Raw genomic sequence first — 18,625 nt, 5'->3', positions numbered from 1 at the left:
GGTAAAGAGTTCTAATTATATATAAAATAAACTGGCTCAGTCCACTTTACTGAGCCAGTTGCTCATTTAACTCATGATTATAATTCTTTATTTATGTCGTTTATAATGGATTATTAACGTTTAACTTTATATCACCTATCGTTTCGATATGGACCTTTTCTTCCTTAAGAGTTTCTATAACTTGTTTTAGTTCTTCATATTGGTTCTTATATATTTCTACATCCTCAAGGAGAGTTGGATGTAAGGTAACCTCAATACGATCTTCCCTTAAAGGAATACGAATCGTTTCAATATTTTCATCCGTATTTCCTTCTGAATTAAGTATCTTTTTCTCAATGATTAACTCCTCACGGCGAACAGGAACGATAATTTGCTTCTCTTCCGTATAATTTTTCTTATAAACCTTAACGTTAGCTGTTTCAATCCTCTTTTTACTTACCTGCAACTCTTCCTTATGTAATTTGATTGTTACATCATCAATGTGGTCATTTGTCTTTTTAGGATGCTCAGGCACCTTAATCCTCCTCCACGGAAAAAGATTGAAAACACCTTTTCATTAAGAAGGATGAAAAGGTGTTTTTATTTTTTAGCTGTTATTTATATCTTCAAAACCCGTTGTATCGGAAACAAAGTCTACACTTCCAGTTGTATTCACATTAGCCGTTTCATGTTTAAGAGTTTCCTGAACTTGCTGTGTTTCCTCAACTTGGCGTTTGGAAGCAGAGACTTCCTCCGTTGTTACCGTGTATTTGTTTACCTGAACTTGCTCCTGACTGACAGGAATATGAATGGTCTCCTCAGCACTTATCGATGCATTACTACGTTCGTTCACTGGCGTTCTCTTTATTACAACTTCCTCATGCATAACAGGAACTTCTACGTTTTTTTGTTCTTCGACAACCTCTTTTGAAAGGACAACTTCACCAGCATCGACTTTATTTTTGGTAATGTCTAGCTCTTCCTTATGAAGTTCTAAGGAACCATTAGTTTGAGTATCTTGGGTACTTGAGGTAGTGCTATTTCCTTGAGATCCTGAATTATTTTTGCTATCTTGATTATTATTATTTTGTGAATTGTCATCATCACCAAACAAATTAAAAATGTTACCCATAAGAATTCCTCCCCGCAAATTGATTTAAAGTAATGCCTTTATATAATCTACTTAAAAGGTATTTTTATTCTTTATGTATTAATAAACCTTTTCCAACCATATTTGTTAAAAAACTGAAAATATCGTCCAACAAACTCACTGGTGCAATTCATTTTTGATTACACTTTTACGGAACTAAAATGCCTACCAAATTTTTTATTAAGACTGGCCAAAGTTCCCTAAAAATTGCAATATTCAATAAAAAAATGACTATCGTTTTAAATGCATTTTGATAGTCATTTCCTTTATTTTATTATGTTTGGAATATATAACTAAACCTGTTTAGTAATAGGGATACTCTATTTAATCCTATCTCCTCTAAATTTCACTTTGTCGTTTCCTCATATTGTTGAAATAAAGGAAAATCGGAAGTGGAATGACGATAAATCCTAGGCTTTTAATAATTTGGTTTTTTGCATTTTCTCTTGCACGATTCTTTTCATCTTTTACCATTTGATCATATCTTTGACGAATCTCATCATCAGATAATTTTTGACTTTCTTGCGGTGGAACTTTTCCGTCATGGTAAACTTGCTTAAAATCTTCAAAATTTTGATAATAGCCTGGCGGACTTACTAAATCTGCTGCAGCCATAAAGATTGAAATCCCCCCGCCAATTACCATCATTAGCGTTGCAAACAAGACTAAATACGTATACAAATGACGAATCACTACTTCATCCCCCTTCTCTTTGTTTTTCGCAGCGTAAACGACCACAAAAATTATAATGACGATCGGTAAAAACATACTTAAGAGCCCAAAAGACACCACAGCCTCACCTCCTGAAAATCTCCCTTATAGTGTAATTTTACACGATAATTCGATCGGATATAAGCCCTCTAAGAACATTTATACAAAAAAAGAATGTTCTCTTTTTAAAAGAAAACATTCTACATCACGCGTTTAAACATTTTTTCCATCTCGTAAGACGAATAATGGACAATTATCGGCCTGCCATGTGGACAGGTGAACGGATCTGAAGCTTTTCTTAGGTCGTCTAGTAACGTCTGAATTTCATCATTACGCAAATGACGATTCGCTTTAATGGAAGCCTTACAACTCATCATAATCGCTGCTTCTTCACGAAGTTTTTTAATATCGACTTTTTTCATCGCAAGAAGCTGTTCAATCATTTCTTCAATGAGCTGTTTCTCCTCGCCTTTTGGAAACCATTGTGGATGGGAGCGAACGATATAGCTGTTCATTCCAAATTCCTCAAGGAAAACACCGACCTTTTCCAATTCCAAACGGTTTTCATTTATTTTTAGATATTCATCCGTAGAATAATCCAGTGTAATTGGAACGAGTAATTCCTGAAGCTCAGCATGAACCTGCCCCACCTTTTCACGGAAATACTCGTATTTTAGTCGTTCCTGGGCAGCGTGCTGGTCAATAATGTATAAACCATTTTCATTTTGTGCAAAGATATACGTTCCATGCATTTGCCCAATTGGATATAGTCGAGGTATTCTGCTTTCAATTTTGTCATCCTCCAGCGTTCTCGCTGTTTCATCCTCTTGCTCTGTTGGTTCAGTTTCAGGTTCTTCGAATTTCCATTCTCGACCTTGGTTCTCCACTTCTACTTTTGACTGATAATTAGGTTCGAAATTTACCTTCAAAGGCTCCGCCTTTTCTTGTATAGTCGTGCTAGAAAAGGATGGCCGCTCCCATTCCATTTCTTTTCTAACCGGTATATCATTGGTTCTTTCATCAAGAACCAATGTAGTCTGTTCCGATTTAGCTACCTCGCGTTTTTCCTGGGTATAAGCTGATGGAATCAATATCTTTGATTTAAACGCATTTTTGATGATATCTGTAACCAATTCATATAGTTCTACTTCTTTACTGATACGAACCTCCATTTTTGATGGGTGTACATTGACATCCACCAATAATGGGTCCATGTCGATATTGAGGAGAACAATTGGAAATCTTCCTATAGGAAGTAACGTATGGTATCCTTCCTGGATTGCTTTTGCTAAGGCATAATTTTTAATGAAACGGCCATTAATCATCGTAGAAATATAGTTTCTTGACGCTCTCGTTACCTCAGGCATCGAGGCATAGCCGCTAATTTTGTAATCCAACGATTCCCCTGAAATCGGTACAAGCTGTTTAGCAATTGCCATTCCATAGATGGAAGCCAGCACTTGGCGGACATCGCCATTTCCATTCGTTTGCAACAGCTTACGCTCGTTATGAATGAGTCGGATGGCTACCTCTGGATGAGAAAGCGCCAACCGGTTTACAACATCGGTAATATTCCCGAGCTCTGTATGGATGGTTTTCATATACTTCAAACGTGCAGGGGTGTTATAAAACAAATCACAAATGGTTATATCCGTTCCGCGTCTGCTTGAAGCTTTCTCAAAAACTTCAACCTTGCCGCCTTCAATCACCACTCGATTTCCTGCACCTTCACCTGTTGATGTCTTCATCTCCAGCCTCGAAACAGAAGCAATACTTGGAAGAGCTTCACCCCGAAATCCAAGTGTGCGAATCCGGAATAAGTCATTTTCATTCTTAATTTTACTCGTCGCATGACGATGGAAAGCGAGTAAGACGTCTTCCTCCTCAATTCCATTTCCATTATCGGTGATCCGAATTTTCGCCAGCCCGGCCTCTTCCACTTCAATTTCAATTACTGTACTGCCAGCGTCAATCGCATTCTCGACCAATTCTTTTACAACCGAAGCAGGACGTTCTACTACTTCCCCTGCGGCAATTTTATTGGATAGCATATCATCTAATTGGATAATCTTACCCATATGTGTCACCCCCTAGCTTTTTAACTTTTTCTGAAGCTCGTACAAAAGATTAATCGCTTGAAGCGGTGTGATATCAAGTAGATCAATTTCCTTCATCTTATCTAAAACTCTTTTTTCTTTAGAGGAAAATTCTTGTTTTTTCGGCTCTTTCGGCTCATCGAAGAAAGAAAGCTGTGCCGGCTGCTCATTAATTTTCTTTTCTTCCTGTTTAACAGTAGCTGTTTGTGTCTCAGGTTTTTCAAGAGTAGATAAGATTTCATTGGCACGATTGATTAATTCCTTAGGTAGCTCTGCTAATTGAGCTACGTGGATTCCGTAACTCTTATCCGTCGGACCCTCTTTGATTTTATGAAGAAAAACAAGTTTTCCATTATGCTCAATTGCACTAACATGAATGTTCTTTAACTTCTCAAGTTCTCGGTCGAGGACAGTTAATTCATGATAATGAGTGGAAAACAGTGTCTTGGCACCTATATGTTTATGAATATATTCAATAATCGCCTGTGCTAAAGCCATCCCATCGTATGTTGACGTTCCGCGGCCAATTTCATCAAATAAAATCAAGCTGTTTTGTGTGGCGTTGGCCAAGGCATTCCTAGCTTCAAGCATTTCAACCATGAACGTACTCTGACCAGAAATCAAGTCGTCAGCTGCCCCAATTCTTGTAAACACTTGGTCAAAAATAGGCAGCACTGCTTCATCTGCAGGTACATAACAGCCAATTTGGGCTAAAATAGCTGTTAACGCAATTTGGCGCATATACGTACTTTTACCGCTCATATTCGGACCAGTTATCAGAAGAACCTCACGCTCACTGTCCATAAAGCAGTCGTTTGGTACGTATTCCTGTGCATTGAGCACTTTTTCGACCACCGGGTGTCTGCCTTCTTTCAAGACAACTTTGCGTTCAGTTGAAAACTTCGGTTTTACATACCGACGCTCTTCACTCACCTGGGCGAAGCATTGGAGAACGTCTAACTCACTAACCGCTTTAGCTGCTGCCTGCAAGCGTGGTATATGTTCTTTTACAATCTCACGGATTTCAGTAAATAGTTGATATTCTAATTCACCACCGTTTTCTTCCGCCTGTAAAATTAATGCTTCCTTCTCTTTTAGTTCGGGTGTAATAAAGCGCTCAGCATTTGATAATGTCTGTTTTCGCTCATACTGTCCTTCTGTTAAAAGATGAAGGTTCGCTCTTGTTACTTCAATAAAGTAACCAAATACTCGATTATAGCCTACTTTCAAGGATTTAATCCCTGTCTTTTCCCTCTCCTCGCGTTCAAGCTGGGCAATCCAGGTCTTGCCGTTGCGGCTCGCATCTCGGTATTGATCCAACTGGGCATTATACCCGTCACGAATGATATTCCCTTCTTTTATAGAAATGGGCGGATTTTCAACAATGGCTTGCTCTAATAAATCGGTAATTTCCTCACACGGATCCAGAGAGTCGGCAATTTTATTGACTTCTTCATGTCCCATCTCCTGGAGAATTTGTTGTAAAAAAGGAATTTGCTTTAAGGAGCTTTTTAATTGGACTAAATCACGGGCATTCACATTTCCAAAGGCAACACGCCCTGCAAGCCGCTCCAAATCATACACTTCGGTTAACTTTTCCCGAAGCTCCTGGCGTTCGAAATACTTGTTCATTAAAACTTCTACAATGGTTTGACGATGCTCAATTTCCTCACGGGAAAGCAATGGTCGATCAATCCATGTTTTCAGCATTCTGCCGCCCATCGCGGTCATCGTTTCATCTAATAGCCACAGCAACGAACCTTTCTTCCCTTTTGAACGAATCGTCTCCGTCAACTCAAGGTTTCGTTTGGAATAGTAATCAATTTTCATATACTGATGTATTTGATAAGTAGTTACTGGCTGAAGGTGATCAAGACTGCGTTTTTGGGAGCGATACAAATAGTTAAAAAGTCGTGCAGTACTTTGTTTTAATTTATCTTGATTAAGATTTTCCAAGAGATGTGAAAAATTCATTTCTATTGAACTATTATCTTCAATTGAAATCGCAAGTACGTCACGCTCGCGCAGTTTCTTCTGTAATTCACCATCAAAGTCACTTGCCACAACAACCTCTTTTGAGCTTAGCACCGCAATCTCATTTAAGACATCATCAAAATTAGAGGAAAGCTGTGTAACCTTACTTTCACCAGTAGAAATATCCGTATAGACAAATCCAAAGGTGTGGTCATCGAAATAAGAAATTGAAGCGATATAATTATTTTCCTTATCTGTTAACGATTTACCTTCCATGACGGTACCAGGGGTGATTAGTTGGACAACTTCCCTTCTAACCATGCCCTTTGTTTGTTTTGCATCTTCCATTTGTTCACAAATCGCTACTTTGTAGCCTTTTGAAATCAACTGTTCAATATAATTAGGGGCAGAATGATAGGGAACTCCACACATTGGAATTCGATCCTCACTGCCGCCTTCCCGGCTTGTTAGGGTTATCTCTAATTCTTGTGATGCTTTGATTGCATCAGCGAAGAACATTTCATAAAAATCGCCTAAGCGAAAAAATAAAAAGGCATCTTGATAGTCTGCCTTCACGGTTAAGTATTGCTGTATCATCGGCGTATAACCAGCCATAATGACCCCCACATTTCAATTATTTCGAGTATCTTCGACAAACTATTATATCATAAATCAGGTAAACTTAGATTAGGTAGAAATTTCTTTTATCTAATAATGGTCGTTGATGATACTTGCCTGCATATAATTATAGTATTAAATAGAAAAGGGTGGTCCATTGTGGGATGGTTTGGAGGTAATTACGAGGAATATGATTTTGAAATGTTTTCTTTCAGCCATTTTGTGATTATCGCCATCCTAGTTATCGTCTCAATAGTTATTTATAAATGTAGAGAGAAACTCAAAATTTATAAATGGAGACGGGCAGAGATTGGACTAGCACTTTCATTGATCTTGTTAGAGTCCTGTTATCATATTTGGATGTATGTAAACGGCGATTGGGATGTTAGCCATGCAATTCCATTAGAATTATGCAGCATCAGCTTAATTTTATCCGTCCTCTTATTGTTAACACGCAAAAAGATTATCTATGAAATCTTATTATTTACGGCTTTATTGGGAGCATCACAAGCATTAATTACCCCATTATTAAATTTCGACTTCCCGCATTTTCGCTATTTCCATTTCTTCTATACTCATCTGATGATGATGTGGGTTGTCCTATATTTTACGTGGGTTCATGGCTTTCGACCAACAATCTGGTCAGTCGTAAAACTATTTGTCTTCCTGAATGTTTTAATGCCGATCATTATGCTTATAAATAAGATCGTAGACGGAAATTATATGTTTTTAAGACATAAACCCAAAAGTCCCAGCCTGCTAGACCTATTAGGTCCCTATCCTTGGTACATCCTTTCAATGGAGTTTTTATTAATCACTCTAAGTCTGATTGTGTGGTTGATTTTTAGAGATAAGGGGTACAAAAGTTAAATTTTATTGACCTTTTACCTTTTACTAATTATAATAAATAACGTTCCCAATAAAAGTGTCCCGATAGCTCAGCAGGATAGAGCAACAGTTTCCTAAACTGTAGGTCGGAGGTTCGAATCCTCTTCGGGACGTACTCGTCAAAAAAGCGTTATGTATCGCGGTTAGTTATCCGTTAATTAAGACGGTGACAATGCGGTGACATAGCGCTTTTTTCGTTGTCTGTAGGACATCGATTTTAGCACTGTAGGACCAAGGTAGATGACTGTAGGACACTTGCGGCTAACTTAAAGAAGGAGCTAAAACGCGATGAAACGTAGATTTATTGGAGAAAGAGGCGCAATATCAACGCCTAAAGTCCGACAGCCTCGGAATGTCCTATATACATTCGAAGAGGCGATAGAAATCTTTATACGGGCTAAATCTGCGGAAGGAGTTCGACCTGGTACGATTACCGGGTACGACGATATATTCCGTTATTTCCGGCAATGGCTAGACGAGGATATTACGCATATTAACGACATTACCGCAGACACTATTCGCAAATATATTAATTACCTTCGCACTGAACGAACACCATATGCGGAGGACCCACAACGGAAGCGTAGCGGTAAAGGCCTGTCGGTACATACTATTAATATACGAATTCGCGGACTAAGCGCATTTTTTCGGTTCTTATGTACTGAGGGAATAATTCCGGAGAATCTAACGGAAAATATCTCGCAGGTACGCGACGATGAACACGAAGAAGTACCAGGCATTCCGGACGAACAGATTGACAGCATTCTCGCCTCTTATGACGATAGACAGTTCGCACAATGGCGCGATAAGACGTTAACACTACTCTTACTCGATACTGGCTTGCGAATAGGTGAGGCGCTTACTTTAACGGCCGAGCAAGTAAATTTCAAGGATTTAACGGTCACTGTGCCGTCTCGGATTGCAAAGAATCGGAAGTCTCGCGAGATCCCTATTAGTCGTGAGGTTGCGAAGAGGTTGCGCCAATTACTCGACGAAACGCAGCAATATTTCGGAGAGGACGCTCAGCTATTTATGAACGCTTATGGAGGGGAATTTACCGACGACGCTTTTCGTCGCAGATTAAATCGATTAAAGCGTAAATTAAATATACCTAGGCTACATCCGCACATGTTTCGTCATACTTTCGCAAGGAACTATGTATTAAATGGCGGTGACATCTTTACACTTCAACGAATATTGGATCATGCTGAAATAGAGACAACACGCAAATATGTACAGATGGATAATGAGCATATTCGAGAGCAACATAATAAGTTTTCGCCAGTTCGAAATATTATGAAACGGAATGGCATTCGATTATAAAGGAAAGGCGCCTATGGCTGTTTTTTCATTAAAAAAGGAACACTGAGACACCAGTGTTCCAATAACGTTCGGATATTTCGATGTAATCGACAAATTAATTTAAAAAAACGCAAAAAAATAACACAAAAACGCTTGATATACAGTAGCGAGTGTGTTATCTTAACTATGGGGATAGGTTTGTCTATTAGACCTTCCCTTGCTAATTCAATATGATATCTCGACAATATCATTATTAGCAAATTTGAATGTTTTATACATACATTAGTATTTCGACTGAACAATACGAGTATACTAAAGTAAACTTTACAATGTCAAGTACAAATTACATTATAAACGGTATAAAATTTTCTACAATTTGTGAATTAGCGGAAGGCCGGCCCACTAATAAAGCATATCCCTTAGATTTTTTAAGGAGGTATGCCACATGTGCAGACTCGCACCACATCAGAGAAGTGGACACATGGTTCGCGGACATTTCCGCGGCGGCAAATGGATACCTGAACATTTCCGTTCAGGAACGTTTGTTAATGCCCACTGTCTCTGGAAATAAGCTTTTCCCTGTTTGATGAGTAGTCTTTTAGGCTGCTCTTCTTTTTTTATATCAGAGACCAGCCACTTTAACTCAGCCGAGCCCGTTAATTTATTTCACTGTCGCAACTGCCTCATACGTGCGATTTCCGCTTTCATTGATTCTAAATCTGTCGATGGTGCGTTATCTTTTTTCGTTCTATCCTCGACTTCCAGGCGATCATTAAGCATACTGACCGTCTTTAATAACAACTCCGCAGCCTTTGCCGAAGGTTGATTCGCCTTTGTCGCTTGGATAAATAACGACTCGATAACCTCCGGAATGCGATTCATTGTATTGCGGTTAATTTCTCGCTTGATTTCGTCTTGAAACTCAATGTCCTGGCGCCAGCGATATAGCGTTTGCCTAGTTACGCCCACCTTTTCGGCAATTTGATCGTGTGTAAAGCCGCCGTTTTTTGGCTGGGACAAGTATTTTATTGCCTCTAATTGTTCCGGTTTTAACATTCCAATTCCTCCTATCAAATAAGCCCGACCACGTCACCGCAGCCAAGCCCGTTATTACCTTCTTATTCCGCCCATCCTAGCATTCATCGAAAAGTCGCCAGCCATCAAACGGTCCATATCGTCATATGTCGCGCGTGCTATTTCGCTTCCGTTGAAGTAAAGCGGGATTCCTATCGTTACTTTCTGTCGCTTTGCGCTACTCGCGGCAGATGCTAAGGAACTTTCCGCATACTTACCGCATGCCCCCTAACGCCAGGCATTACCGGCGAAGTTGCCGATTGATACGATGTATTACCGGTTGACTAAGCCGACAGCGCATCGACGTTCTTTAATCGAATTGATTGTCAGATAAGATGTTACTAACACGTTCTTCTTTCTTTTCGCGGATAACCGGCATTTTACCAACGTATTGGCGCTCCGTTTTCAGCCGTATATCCTCAACGACTGTCTTTTCCGCCAGTTCCATATATGCATCCGTGTCGAATAAATATTGGGCTTCTTGAGTGCCAAATAGTTCGGCAGCATTCGTTTTTACGATAGGCGGGAATATGTTTGGATTTGCCAGACCGTTATCCGCAAAGTCTAAAATTTGCTTTGCTTCTTTGACGTCATCCGGTGCGAATTCCGTGTTCACCTTGTTAAACATGGCGGAAAGTTTCAGCTTCGCTTTAGCTGGTTCATTCGTGGTTGCCAAGGCTTGCGGTACGATGTTGCTGAAGTCCTTCGCTAGCATTTCCGCGAAAAACGGACTATCTATTTTCGCAATTACGTCATTTAATTTCGTCTCAACGGTCGTGAAATTAGTTGCGAGCATAATTTCCGTTTTGAGCAGACCTAGCAAGCTCTCGAACTCAGAAACTTTATCGTCGTCAGGCCTCTTAATCTTTTTCTTGATAATGGCTTCCGCTGCTTTTTTCGCCGCTTGAAGTTCGGCAATGTATTCAAGTTTGCGCGCATGTGAATCTCTTATTAGCTGATCTGCTAACGCTTTTTGTAACACTTTAGCTTTTAATTGCCTGCCCTCAGGCGATAACAGACGGTCGGTTTTCACTTTCATAATATCAGCCCTCGACGTCGCAGTTTTTTCACGGTACCAAGCCGTAGATCCGTTCCTTAAATTCATCGCGTTTTGATAATGTTCTTTCATTTTCATTAATAACTCCCCCTGTTTTATAGGTTTTCTGTAATATTAAAGCCACGGAAACATGCGTCCGCTGCCATCATTTGGCACGTTTTAAAATGACCGGATGTTTCAATACTGAATTTAACCCTCTCCGGATAAATCGCTAGCCAGTCACGTTTATATCGAAGATGAGAGTCTGCAATTCGTATTAATATAGAATCATCCAGACCATGTTGCTTAAGTATTTCATTCACGTAGAATCTAACGGTTTCCTGACGGGAAGCATCGCCGATATTATAGGAACCAATAAACTCAATTACAGCCTGATCGTTCTCTACTCGATACCTCTCGATACCGACCCCGACAGTTCCGTCTTTCCTGAAGCATGCGACTCTGTATTTAATCGGATTATCAAGCATCCGGTTCACCCTCGGTCAGCTTTTTAAACATTTTCGATGCCCAGTCGGTCGCATCTTTACGAGGGTTCTTATATTTCTTTGCTTTTTTTAGCCGACGGATATCTCGCTGAGACATTGAATCGTAACGTGATTGTTTACTATTTTTACGCGCCAAAATTATCTCTCCTTTGTAAATAATGCTGCGATTAGCCTGCCATCTTCCTTCCAAATTTCAACCGTCATTTTATAACCAGGCTTATTTTTCAAACGATGGATTTCATATTGTCGGTCGGTGTAGATAGTCAACTCTTACACCACCCTTGCTCTAACTCGTCGCATGAACAATTCGTCCATCACTAATTTCGGAAGGGTTGCTGATATATGCGAAGCAGGTTGTCCTCGACCGAACTTAAACTGAAAATCTTCACCTTCAAAATTCACATACGCCACGATCAGGAGATTTTCTAACACTAGTTTCGCTTGCATGATAATCTCCCCCTGTCACCATTTAGAAAGGAAAAAGTAGTATCCTAGACTTATTGCATTACCTTTAAAGTAAAACCGCCAGAATGGGCTAAAATGAGGCACAAAATACGTATTTTAGTCCTTAAACCGTCGTTTTCTCTCCTTATATTCCTTGTCCCTTTTGCGCCGATTTTCTTTCTCGGCAAGCTCTCCGCATTTTTTACAATATCGCTGCCGGTTGCTTTTCCGTTCGAATGGTTGCTGGCAACTATCGCAAAAATCACCGGATACAGTTATGCCTCTCTCTGCCCAGTAAAGAACCTCGACTTTATGGTCGCCAGGTATTACGCAGTTTTCTGCGTATGAACATCTGCCGCTATGTTCCCGAAAGTAAACGCAGGTTCGATCACCGTTAGCGCCAGTTTCGAGAAGACATTTGCCGTCACCGTCATAGGTCGCGCAATTGGTGGAAATAAATCGCTGAAATTTATTCATCGCCGGGTACCTCCGCTGCTTTCTTATCGAGAATGTCCCGAACGACCAGCCGGATCGTGTCCATGCCGATGTTAAGGTTTTTTCTTGGTGACGTTTCGAATACGATCATGAGCGTTAATTTCGTAACGTATTTTGCTTTCTTTTCCTCATCCATTGCCTTGTAGTTCTTAAATACCGTGTAGGATTCCACAAACTCCACTACACTGTGAAAAAAGATATCTACCGGGTCTAACTCGTCATACACCTAAGTTCCTCCTCGTCATCTTCGTACACTGGTTCGGGCAAGTATTCCAGCGTACAGTTTTCGTACAGCTTTGCTTCCCTTGAACAATTGAAGTTATTCCCGTAATACTCGTGGACCACAATGTTTTCACACTTCATTAACTCAACCCCTCATCGAATAATCGCATTTTACGCACAACATCGAATAAACCCTCATCCACTTCGCAAGCCGTGAGAATTCGGGTTTTAACTTTGGTAGAAATCGGATTAATACCGGCTTCAATCTTCGTTAATAAAGATTCGCTAATACCTAGTTTTTCGGCCATCTCTTTAGCCGTTAGATTTGAGCGATAACGCAGAATTTGCAAAGTTTTTCCATTCAAGTGAATTCATCCCCTTTCAAATGTTTTCAGTAAAAGTTAATAAAAATGGCTTTTTGGCCATAAAAAATGCACCAGTCGTATTGACTAGTGCCGTGAGGGTAATAACAACTGCGCAACTTGTTATTTGTCCTCATATATTCGGATTTTATCCCTTTTTCAAATTACCTTATATTTCGGCTTTATACTTCCGTTAATTCCGAAATCCACCGTAGGCAACCTGCGTTTCATTTTATCGGTAAGGTGTACTTCCTTATCTTTCCGCATCCGGTCAGGCGTCTCGTCACGCTTCGGTCGGTATTTATCGCGGTAAGGTGCGAGATAGGTTCCGGTCTTAAGTAGCCGATTGTTTGCATCCATTTGCTCCTGGCGACATTGCTTCGAACAGTATATCGTCTTCCCTTTGCGTTTAAATATCTGATTACAGTTCCAGCAGCCGCAAACTCTATAACCTTCCGGAATATCGAGTGGTATTGGCGGAATAAACTGCTGTTCAATGTCGGTCCACTCTTCGCGTGATCGTTGCTTTATACTAGTGCGTTCAATATTTTCGTGAGTCTTGGCGAGTAACGTGCTCATTAGCGATAATTCTTTAGATATTTCCGTAATCGGATGATAGCCCCCGTTTCGCATGTATTCCTCTATAATGTCGTCCGTTTCGACTTTCAGCCATTTGATGTCGGTAAACTTTGCGTCGACTTTACTTTTTATTCTGTTTAAGCGTTTCTTTACTTGCAGTATTGCTCCTTCCCTTTTATCCATCAGTCATTCTCCCCTTTTGGGTACGGTGTCAAAATTTGCCCGAACCACTCATTCTTTTTATTTATTTTCTTTTCTTTGCAATAAGATATTGAATACTTAAAGCGTAGCGCGAATGTAATGAGCGCAATGTTTTTAAATCTCGTTATAAATCTCGTTATAATAAATACAGTTAGCGGTCAATGATTGACTGTAACACTTGCATATAAATTGACTGTACGTACTATCATTAACTGCCTGAACGTTTTTGTCGTGACTTCATCATTCGTAATCTTGCTGCCTCGCGTTCAATTTCGATTTGCTTCAATCGCTCTTTATATGCCTGATCCGCTTCCTTGTACTTAACAAAAAAATCATGCTCCGCTAACGGCTCAAGCGGCACAAACGTCATCCCAAGCGAATTCCGCTTCTTTTCGATTAGGCCGTATTTTTCAAGTATTTTTAGGTGATCTTTCGTGGTGTTTAGCGCCTTACCGTAGTACATGGCGAGTTTTTCCTGCGACGGGTAAGCGTAGCCCACCTCCTTATTCCATAAATCAACAATCAGCGCGTAAAGAAAAGCCATTTCGGCCTTGAACTCCGGTAAGTAAATGTAATGCCGTAACTCGCTCGGTAATTTAATAAAATGTGCGTCCTCCTCTCTTTTTTTCGTTTTGTCGTAAACCTTCCGTTCCTCCATTTCGTATCCCCTCCGTAAATTTTTTATTTGAACGCGGACTGGCCGCGGAAAAAATACCCTTCATAAGAAGATACGACCGCCAACTTAAAACCGCGCACCCTTATATTTATAATGTCGCGAATGACTCCGTTTTCGGACCATTTTTGCGCAAATAAAAAAAGACGGCTTTCCCGGGCCGGCCTATTTGCCCTGAAAACCGTCTTTATTCCGCTATGACTCCCGTTGCAACCTCGAACCTTTGCCGAGGTGTTTGAGGCTCCAGCGGAAGTAAATTATAATAATGCTCGACCTACCTAAACCGTTTGCCGCGGTGATCGAGCAATTGTCTATTCCCGAAACCTTGATCCGTCCTGATACCGGTAGGCTATCAAAATAAATATATAGTTTGTGAATAATTGTACTTAAACTAACGGGCAGGATGGCGTAATAAGAATAGATTATAAATTGGTTAATTTTCTCCTAAAATGGGTACTTATAAAATATTCATCAAGAAAATTAATTGGTTACAAAAGTAACAAATCGATGTATTAATATGAGTATAAAAAGGAGGACAATCTTGAAAAAATTGTTAAATGGACTCCGTAGTATAATATTAAATTTTTTTATCTTTTGTTTATATTTTTACCTGCCGATAATTATTTCTAGTTATATACAAACCTCTACCTCTCTCTACATCGCTTTTACAATAATAATATTTTCAATGGGTTTTCATTTTATGTATTTCTTCTTTTTCAAAGAGTTCATAAATGAGAGTAAATCAAAGGACTTATTTGATTGGCTTGATAATAAAAAGGATAAGAATATAGTTATGGAAATTATTGGTAAGGAAATAAAAAAAGATGAGATGATATTAACAAACTTAGAAGTTACTCAAAAAAGGATACTAACATATGTAAATTATAATAAGAATAAGTTAATCTTAATAAAAGCCCTCTTGAGAACAATGAATAATAATTATTTATCAGATTTAATTTTTAGATTATTCATACCTATTATTGCTTCTATAATTATTATTTCCCTTTCTAATCCTAACTTTTGGAGGCTATTGGTAAATAAAAACACTGATTTACCATTTGTAAATCCTGAAATAATTTTTGGTATAAAAATCTATTTCTATTTATTCTTTTTCTTAACAAGTATTGTTGTATTAATTATTAAAATAAACAAAGGTGAGAGAAGGAACAAGTTATTTGAAGAAATAGTAGACACATGTATACAGAAAATTGAGTAGGAAGATAAGACGTAAAATGATTATAGGGAGTCGTTTTTCCACTTTTATAGAACCATACTATACTTTGATTGACCAGAATTACTTGAAAAACGTTAGTGAAATTCGAGAATAAAGTCTTTTTTCCAGGTGAATTACTTTAATATCAAGCAGCTAATTAAGGCACCGTTTCTTATTGAACTAAAGGGTGCGATAGCTGTACAAGGCTGTCGCTTCTTCAACTATTAAAGCAGTTTAGTTTAACAAGGAAAATCGCTAAAATAAACTTAAAACGGAAACCTTAGGAGGACAATAATTGGATAGTGAATATTTTGTCGAAGCGATTGTTTCTTGTGTAAGAGACACTGCGGTTGAAGATACAGTAAGTGTAATGGAAGAACCCCCTGGAAGAAAACCTAGAGAAAAAGATATAGAACTTTCGGAATGGTATAACAAACAGTCGATAAGAGATAAAGAAATGATAAAAAAAGCACTTTATGAAGCCGTAGATTCAAGTATATTTGGGTTATTTGCTGTTATTGATGGTGTTAGAACTATTTAAGAAGCTGGGCATAAAGGGGCTTTTAAACTATATTTTGAAAAAGACGGGGAAAAAAAATTAATAAACGAAAGGAGTAAAGAGTACCTTCACGATATATACAATTCAATCACAAATCCAATTGATTAACACACATACTTCTTCAAGTAACGGGTGCTTTAGTTGAATAAACTAATTGTAAAACGGTAGAAATCACAACCGTTCTATTTTTATTGAGTTAACACACAAAATTACATACTATAAAGCATATGAGCGACTCCGTTTAAGAGTCGCCTTTTTTATTTCACGCACTTATATCAACGTGACGTTTGCATTTCGTACACCGGAAAATGTTATGTCTTATTTCACGATGTCTCTTTAACTTGCGGCAGGTCTGACAGCTCAGCGTTACATGCCGTCTGCTTCCTTCGTTAATGACGAGGTCCGACTCTTCCGCAACTAGTTCCTCATCCTCTTCAGCACCAGCCGCAAAGAACGCATACGCCAGTATCACCGTCATGCCACCCGTAATAAAACTTACCCAACTCATCGCAAATCCTCCCGCCCAGTTAAGACGTAGTTCAGCTCACCGTTATTATTAACGACGATCACGCGGTATGCTGCTTGCGTACAATACTCGCGTTGCAATTCCGAGACAAGCCTGGCGTCGTTCAGCCCCTTTTCGATAAGCAGTCCGGCCAATGTTGTGGGCTTCATGTTGCAAGCGGTCGCCAGGCGCCTGAGCTTTGCGTCTTGCTTGTTGGACAGCGAAACATTCACTCGATTAATTTTCTTTCCACCTAATCCCTTACCTTCTATCATTCCGATAACCTCCCGTTTGCAAATGTCGTGACAAATGACAGTGTCAACGCTGTTACAGTGTTACGAAGTTAAGCGTAGGGTAGACCGGTATTACTTGCCGACAACAATTTTTATCCCGCCGCTATCGCTCCGTTTGACGATTTTAAGCGGTGCATTGCGTCGCTGCATATCCGCGAAAATTAACTCCTTTACATAGCCACTGAATTCTATCTTCTCTTGCTCCATACGCTCTAAAAATTCGAGGTCCTTCGGATTGGTAATATTAAAAGAAACTGACTTAACGCGCTTGTTACTCATGCTGGCGCCCTCCCTTCCTTCTATTTACTAAATGGTATGAGCGGTAATATCCGATTATGAAATAAAATTAGCGAGGACAGGCAATTAAATTTCCTAAAGGAGAATTGTCGAAAAAAGCGAATACTTATATAAGGTGATGCACATGTTGAGAAGTCGCATAGGGGAATTAATTGAGAGTAGCGGATTAAAGAAATCATATATTGCGGAAAAATTGAAGGTAAGCGTTAAACAATTGAGGAATTATGAAACGGGGCATAGTTTGATACCGATCGATAAAGCGTACCAGTTGGCGGACTTGCTTGAGGTAAAATTAGACGAGCTATATGAGCGTACTGAAAATAAATAGGGCGGTATGACCGCGTGGACCTGCATTATTTGGCAAAGAGGCGCATAAGCTGACTTTGAAGGCAGTCAGCGTTCGTAGAGGAGCTGCGTCTATACATAATGAACCGGTAATACCGCAAAGAAACCCCGTGCTTAATTGCCCGGGGCTTGTTCGTCTATCATTTTTCTTTTTTCCTCTATCTCATTTCGAATGCGTTCGTTATAAATACTGTTTACAACTCTGGCAATGTTTAATAACACCGGATTTCCTTTTTCCATATCTTCTTTATACCATTGGCGTCTTTCATCCGATGTTAGCCGGCATAATTCCAAATGGATTTTACCAGTCGTGTTGCCGATTTTCACTACCTTAATAAACACTTTTGTCCGTAACTGATTTACTCTCCACCGTCTAAAACTTTTACATTTATTCAGTATATTCTTTCGGACAAACTTCGTCTTCTTTATTTCCATCGCTATCCCTCCCTTCTATTTCGCTTATTATATAGAAAGATTATTCAGCGTGGTTAATCGTCATATTTGCGTCTGTTTGCGAAAACAATACTGGTATTTAGGAGGAGATAAAGTGAACGACTTACTTGAGGCGAAATTAACGATCACGAGGATTAAAATGCAGCTTCTTGACCTTACTGGCGAGCTAATTGCGGATGAGTCTGCCGGCAAGGATTACGCGATTAAGCGACTGCTTGGCGTCATTGAATACATCGACGAGCATGACGTTAAGGTTAGCGATATACAAAGGTAAAGCCCCGGCTGATAATTGCCGAGGCCTTTTTGTTATTTCCAATTAATAACGGTGAATTGTCGGCATTTAGGACAATCAAAGTTTTCCGCTGACTTAAACACCTGCGTATGCTTGCCGCAAGCCGGGCACTTTACTTGTTGAAATCCTCGCGTTCCCGCCATTAAACCGAGTGACATGAACATTATGGGGAATCCTAGCGGTATACCAATAATTGTAAGACAAAGCAACGATCCGAATATGATTCCGCATATGCCGAAAGTCAGTCCGATTATTTTTCCAATCGCACCTGTTACCGACTTTTTCTTAACGACTTCAATTTCACTACGGCTAACTGTTTGCTCCACAATATCCCCACTCCCCGAACGTTTAGTAATTT

At 39.5% G+C, this 18,625-nt stretch carries 27 protein-coding genes and 1 tRNA gene; 8 read left to right on the top strand and 20 right to left on the bottom strand.

Features of this window, described 5'->3' with window-relative positions; genetic code table 11:
* Nucleotides 1–100 precede the first annotated feature (100 nt).
* From AC2TFD_RS10205 to mutS, 5 genes are all read right to left on the bottom strand, one after another.
* Nucleotides 101–514, bottom strand: a complete 414-nt coding sequence (locus AC2TFD_RS10205) for a YsnF/AvaK domain-containing protein (RefSeq protein ID WP_484675565.1) — start codon at nucleotides 512–514, stop codon at nucleotides 101–103.
* A 72-nt stretch (nucleotides 515–586) separates the two neighbouring features.
* Nucleotides 587–1,111: a YsnF/AvaK domain-containing protein gene (locus AC2TFD_RS10200; RefSeq protein ID WP_335514141.1), complete on the bottom strand. Its 525-nt coding sequence runs from the start codon at nucleotides 1,109–1,111 to the stop codon at nucleotides 587–589.
* A 357-nt stretch (nucleotides 1,112–1,468) separates the two neighbouring features.
* Nucleotides 1,469–1,921, bottom strand: coding sequence for a hypothetical protein (locus tag AC2TFD_RS10195; protein ID WP_335514144.1), 453 nt, complete (start codon nucleotides 1,919–1,921; stop codon nucleotides 1,469–1,471).
* 119 nt (nucleotides 1,922–2,040) lie between these two features.
* Nucleotides 2,041–3,918 (bottom strand): DNA mismatch repair endonuclease MutL, encoded by a 1,878-nt coding sequence (gene mutL, locus AC2TFD_RS10190; RefSeq protein ID WP_484675564.1) that lies wholly within the window; start codon nucleotides 3,916–3,918, stop codon nucleotides 2,041–2,043.
* Nucleotides 3,919–3,930: 12 nt separating this feature from the next.
* The gene (gene mutS, locus AC2TFD_RS10185; RefSeq protein WP_484675563.1) at nucleotides 3,931–6,525 is read right to left on the bottom strand and encodes a DNA mismatch repair protein MutS; all 2,595 of its coding nucleotides are present in this window, start codon (nucleotides 6,523–6,525) and stop codon (nucleotides 3,931–3,933) included.
* Between the two features lie 162 nt (nucleotides 6,526–6,687).
* Here mutS and AC2TFD_RS10180 point away from each other — a divergent pair, with 162 nt between their 5' ends.
* From AC2TFD_RS10180 to AC2TFD_RS10165, 4 genes are all read left to right on the top strand, one after another.
* Nucleotides 6,688–7,398: a YwaF family protein gene (locus AC2TFD_RS10180; RefSeq protein ID WP_484675562.1), complete on the top strand. Its 711-nt coding sequence runs from the start codon at nucleotides 6,688–6,690 to the stop codon at nucleotides 7,396–7,398.
* Nucleotides 7,399–7,455: 57 nt separating this feature from the next.
* Nucleotides 7,456–7,529, top strand: a tRNA-Arg gene (locus AC2TFD_RS10175).
* Between the two features lie 175 nt (nucleotides 7,530–7,704).
* Complete coding sequence (locus AC2TFD_RS10170) at nucleotides 7,705–8,739, top strand: tyrosine-type recombinase/integrase (protein WP_484675561.1); 1,035 nt, start codon at nucleotides 7,705–7,707, stop codon at nucleotides 8,737–8,739.
* 424 nt (nucleotides 8,740–9,163) lie between these two features.
* Nucleotides 9,164–9,289, top strand: coding sequence for a hypothetical protein (locus AC2TFD_RS10165; RefSeq protein ID WP_484675560.1), 126 nt, complete (start codon nucleotides 9,164–9,166; stop codon nucleotides 9,287–9,289).
* A gap of 95 nt (nucleotides 9,290–9,384) precedes the next feature.
* Here AC2TFD_RS10165 and AC2TFD_RS10160 read toward each other — a convergent pair whose 3' ends face one another.
* From AC2TFD_RS10160 to AC2TFD_RS10115, 10 genes are all read right to left on the bottom strand, one after another.
* On the bottom strand, nucleotides 9,385–9,774 hold the full coding sequence (locus tag AC2TFD_RS10160; protein ID WP_484675559.1) for a phBC6A51 family helix-turn-helix protein: 390 nt from the start codon (nucleotides 9,772–9,774) through the stop codon (nucleotides 9,385–9,387).
* Nucleotides 9,775–10,102: 328 nt separating this feature from the next.
* A complete protein-coding gene (locus AC2TFD_RS10155) occupies nucleotides 10,103–10,927 on the bottom strand; it encodes a hypothetical protein (protein ID WP_484675558.1) in 825 nt (274 codons plus the stop codon).
* A 17-nt stretch (nucleotides 10,928–10,944) separates the two neighbouring features.
* Nucleotides 10,945–11,316, bottom strand: coding sequence for a hypothetical protein (locus AC2TFD_RS10150; protein ID WP_484675557.1), 372 nt, complete (start codon nucleotides 11,314–11,316; stop codon nucleotides 10,945–10,947).
* The gene (locus AC2TFD_RS10145; RefSeq protein ID WP_484675556.1) at nucleotides 11,309–11,470 is read right to left on the bottom strand and encodes a hypothetical protein; all 162 of its coding nucleotides are present in this window, start codon (nucleotides 11,468–11,470) and stop codon (nucleotides 11,309–11,311) included. The genes AC2TFD_RS10150 and AC2TFD_RS10145 overlap by 8 nt, the downstream gene beginning before the upstream one ends.
* Before the next feature lie 2 nt (nucleotides 11,471–11,472).
* The gene (locus AC2TFD_RS10140) at nucleotides 11,473–11,601 is read right to left on the bottom strand and encodes a hypothetical protein (protein ID WP_484675555.1); all 129 of its coding nucleotides are present in this window, start codon (nucleotides 11,599–11,601) and stop codon (nucleotides 11,473–11,475) included.
* Between the two features lie 3 nt (nucleotides 11,602–11,604).
* Nucleotides 11,605–11,781: a hypothetical protein gene (locus AC2TFD_RS10135; RefSeq protein ID WP_484675554.1), complete on the bottom strand. Its 177-nt coding sequence runs from the start codon at nucleotides 11,779–11,781 to the stop codon at nucleotides 11,605–11,607.
* Between the two features lie 466 nt (nucleotides 11,782–12,247).
* A complete protein-coding gene (locus AC2TFD_RS10130; protein ID WP_484675553.1) occupies nucleotides 12,248–12,499 on the bottom strand; it encodes a hypothetical protein in 252 nt (83 codons plus the stop codon).
* A gap of 136 nt (nucleotides 12,500–12,635) precedes the next feature.
* Nucleotides 12,636–12,860 carry a helix-turn-helix domain-containing protein gene (locus AC2TFD_RS10125; RefSeq protein WP_484675552.1) on the bottom strand — a complete coding sequence of 75 codons (225 nt, stop codon included), beginning with the start codon at nucleotides 12,858–12,860 and terminating at the stop codon, nucleotides 12,636–12,638.
* 156 nt (nucleotides 12,861–13,016) lie between these two features.
* Nucleotides 13,017–13,490 carry a hypothetical protein gene (locus AC2TFD_RS10120; RefSeq protein ID WP_484675551.1) on the bottom strand — a complete coding sequence of 158 codons (474 nt, stop codon included), beginning with the start codon at nucleotides 13,488–13,490 and terminating at the stop codon, nucleotides 13,017–13,019.
* Nucleotides 13,491–13,845: 355 nt separating this feature from the next.
* Nucleotides 13,846–14,295 carry a helix-turn-helix domain-containing protein gene (locus AC2TFD_RS10115; RefSeq protein ID WP_484675550.1) on the bottom strand — a complete coding sequence of 150 codons (450 nt, stop codon included), beginning with the start codon at nucleotides 14,293–14,295 and terminating at the stop codon, nucleotides 13,846–13,848.
* 556 nt (nucleotides 14,296–14,851) lie between these two features.
* Here AC2TFD_RS10115 and AC2TFD_RS10110 point away from each other — a divergent pair.
* Together AC2TFD_RS10110 and AC2TFD_RS10105 are read left to right on the top strand one after the other, a co-directional pair.
* Entirely contained in the window at nucleotides 14,852–15,526 is a 675-nt protein-coding gene (locus AC2TFD_RS10110; protein ID WP_484675549.1) for a hypothetical protein, read from the top strand.
* Between the two features lie 292 nt (nucleotides 15,527–15,818).
* The gene (locus AC2TFD_RS10105; RefSeq protein ID WP_484675548.1) at nucleotides 15,819–16,064 is read left to right on the top strand and encodes a hypothetical protein; all 246 of its coding nucleotides are present in this window, start codon (nucleotides 15,819–15,821) and stop codon (nucleotides 16,062–16,064) included.
* 280 nt (nucleotides 16,065–16,344) lie between these two features.
* Here the strand turns inward: AC2TFD_RS10105 and AC2TFD_RS10100 are convergent, their stop codons facing one another.
* The 3 genes from AC2TFD_RS10100 to AC2TFD_RS10090 all read right to left on the bottom strand — a co-directional run bounded on the left by AC2TFD_RS10100 (nucleotide 16,345) and on the right by AC2TFD_RS10090 (nucleotide 17,159).
* Entirely contained in the window at nucleotides 16,345–16,590 is a 246-nt protein-coding gene (locus AC2TFD_RS10100; protein WP_484675547.1) for a hypothetical protein, read from the bottom strand.
* A complete protein-coding gene (locus AC2TFD_RS10095; RefSeq protein ID WP_484675546.1) occupies nucleotides 16,587–16,862 on the bottom strand; it encodes a hypothetical protein in 276 nt (91 codons plus the stop codon). Before AC2TFD_RS10095 ends, AC2TFD_RS10100 begins: the two co-directional genes overlap by 4 nt.
* 90 nt (nucleotides 16,863–16,952) lie before the next feature.
* On the bottom strand, nucleotides 16,953–17,159 hold the full coding sequence (locus AC2TFD_RS10090) for a hypothetical protein (RefSeq protein WP_484675545.1): 207 nt from the start codon (nucleotides 17,157–17,159) through the stop codon (nucleotides 16,953–16,955).
* 145 nt (nucleotides 17,160–17,304) lie between these two features.
* Between AC2TFD_RS10090 and AC2TFD_RS10085 the strand changes: the two genes are divergently transcribed.
* Entirely contained in the window at nucleotides 17,305–17,505 is a 201-nt protein-coding gene (locus AC2TFD_RS10085) for a helix-turn-helix domain-containing protein (RefSeq protein WP_484675544.1), read from the top strand.
* 131 nt (nucleotides 17,506–17,636) lie between these two features.
* Here AC2TFD_RS10085 and AC2TFD_RS10080 read toward each other — a convergent pair whose 3' ends face one another.
* Entirely contained in the window at nucleotides 17,637–17,957 is a 321-nt protein-coding gene (locus AC2TFD_RS10080) for a hypothetical protein (RefSeq protein ID WP_484675543.1), read from the bottom strand.
* 112 nt (nucleotides 17,958–18,069) lie between these two features.
* Between AC2TFD_RS10080 and AC2TFD_RS10075 the strand changes: the two genes are divergently transcribed.
* Nucleotides 18,070–18,249, top strand: coding sequence for a hypothetical protein (locus tag AC2TFD_RS10075; protein WP_484675542.1), 180 nt, complete (start codon nucleotides 18,070–18,072; stop codon nucleotides 18,247–18,249).
* 32 nt (nucleotides 18,250–18,281) lie between these two features.
* Here AC2TFD_RS10075 and AC2TFD_RS10070 read toward each other — a convergent pair whose 3' ends face one another.
* A complete protein-coding gene (locus AC2TFD_RS10070; RefSeq protein ID WP_484675541.1) occupies nucleotides 18,282–18,593 on the bottom strand; it encodes a hypothetical protein in 312 nt (103 codons plus the stop codon).
* Between the last annotated feature and the right edge of the window lie 32 nt (nucleotides 18,594–18,625).

Source organism: Neobacillus sp. plas4 (assembly GCF_057221695.1).
The sequence above is the reverse complement of the archived record's forward strand: the minus strand, read 5'-3'. Positions and strand labels throughout refer to the sequence as shown.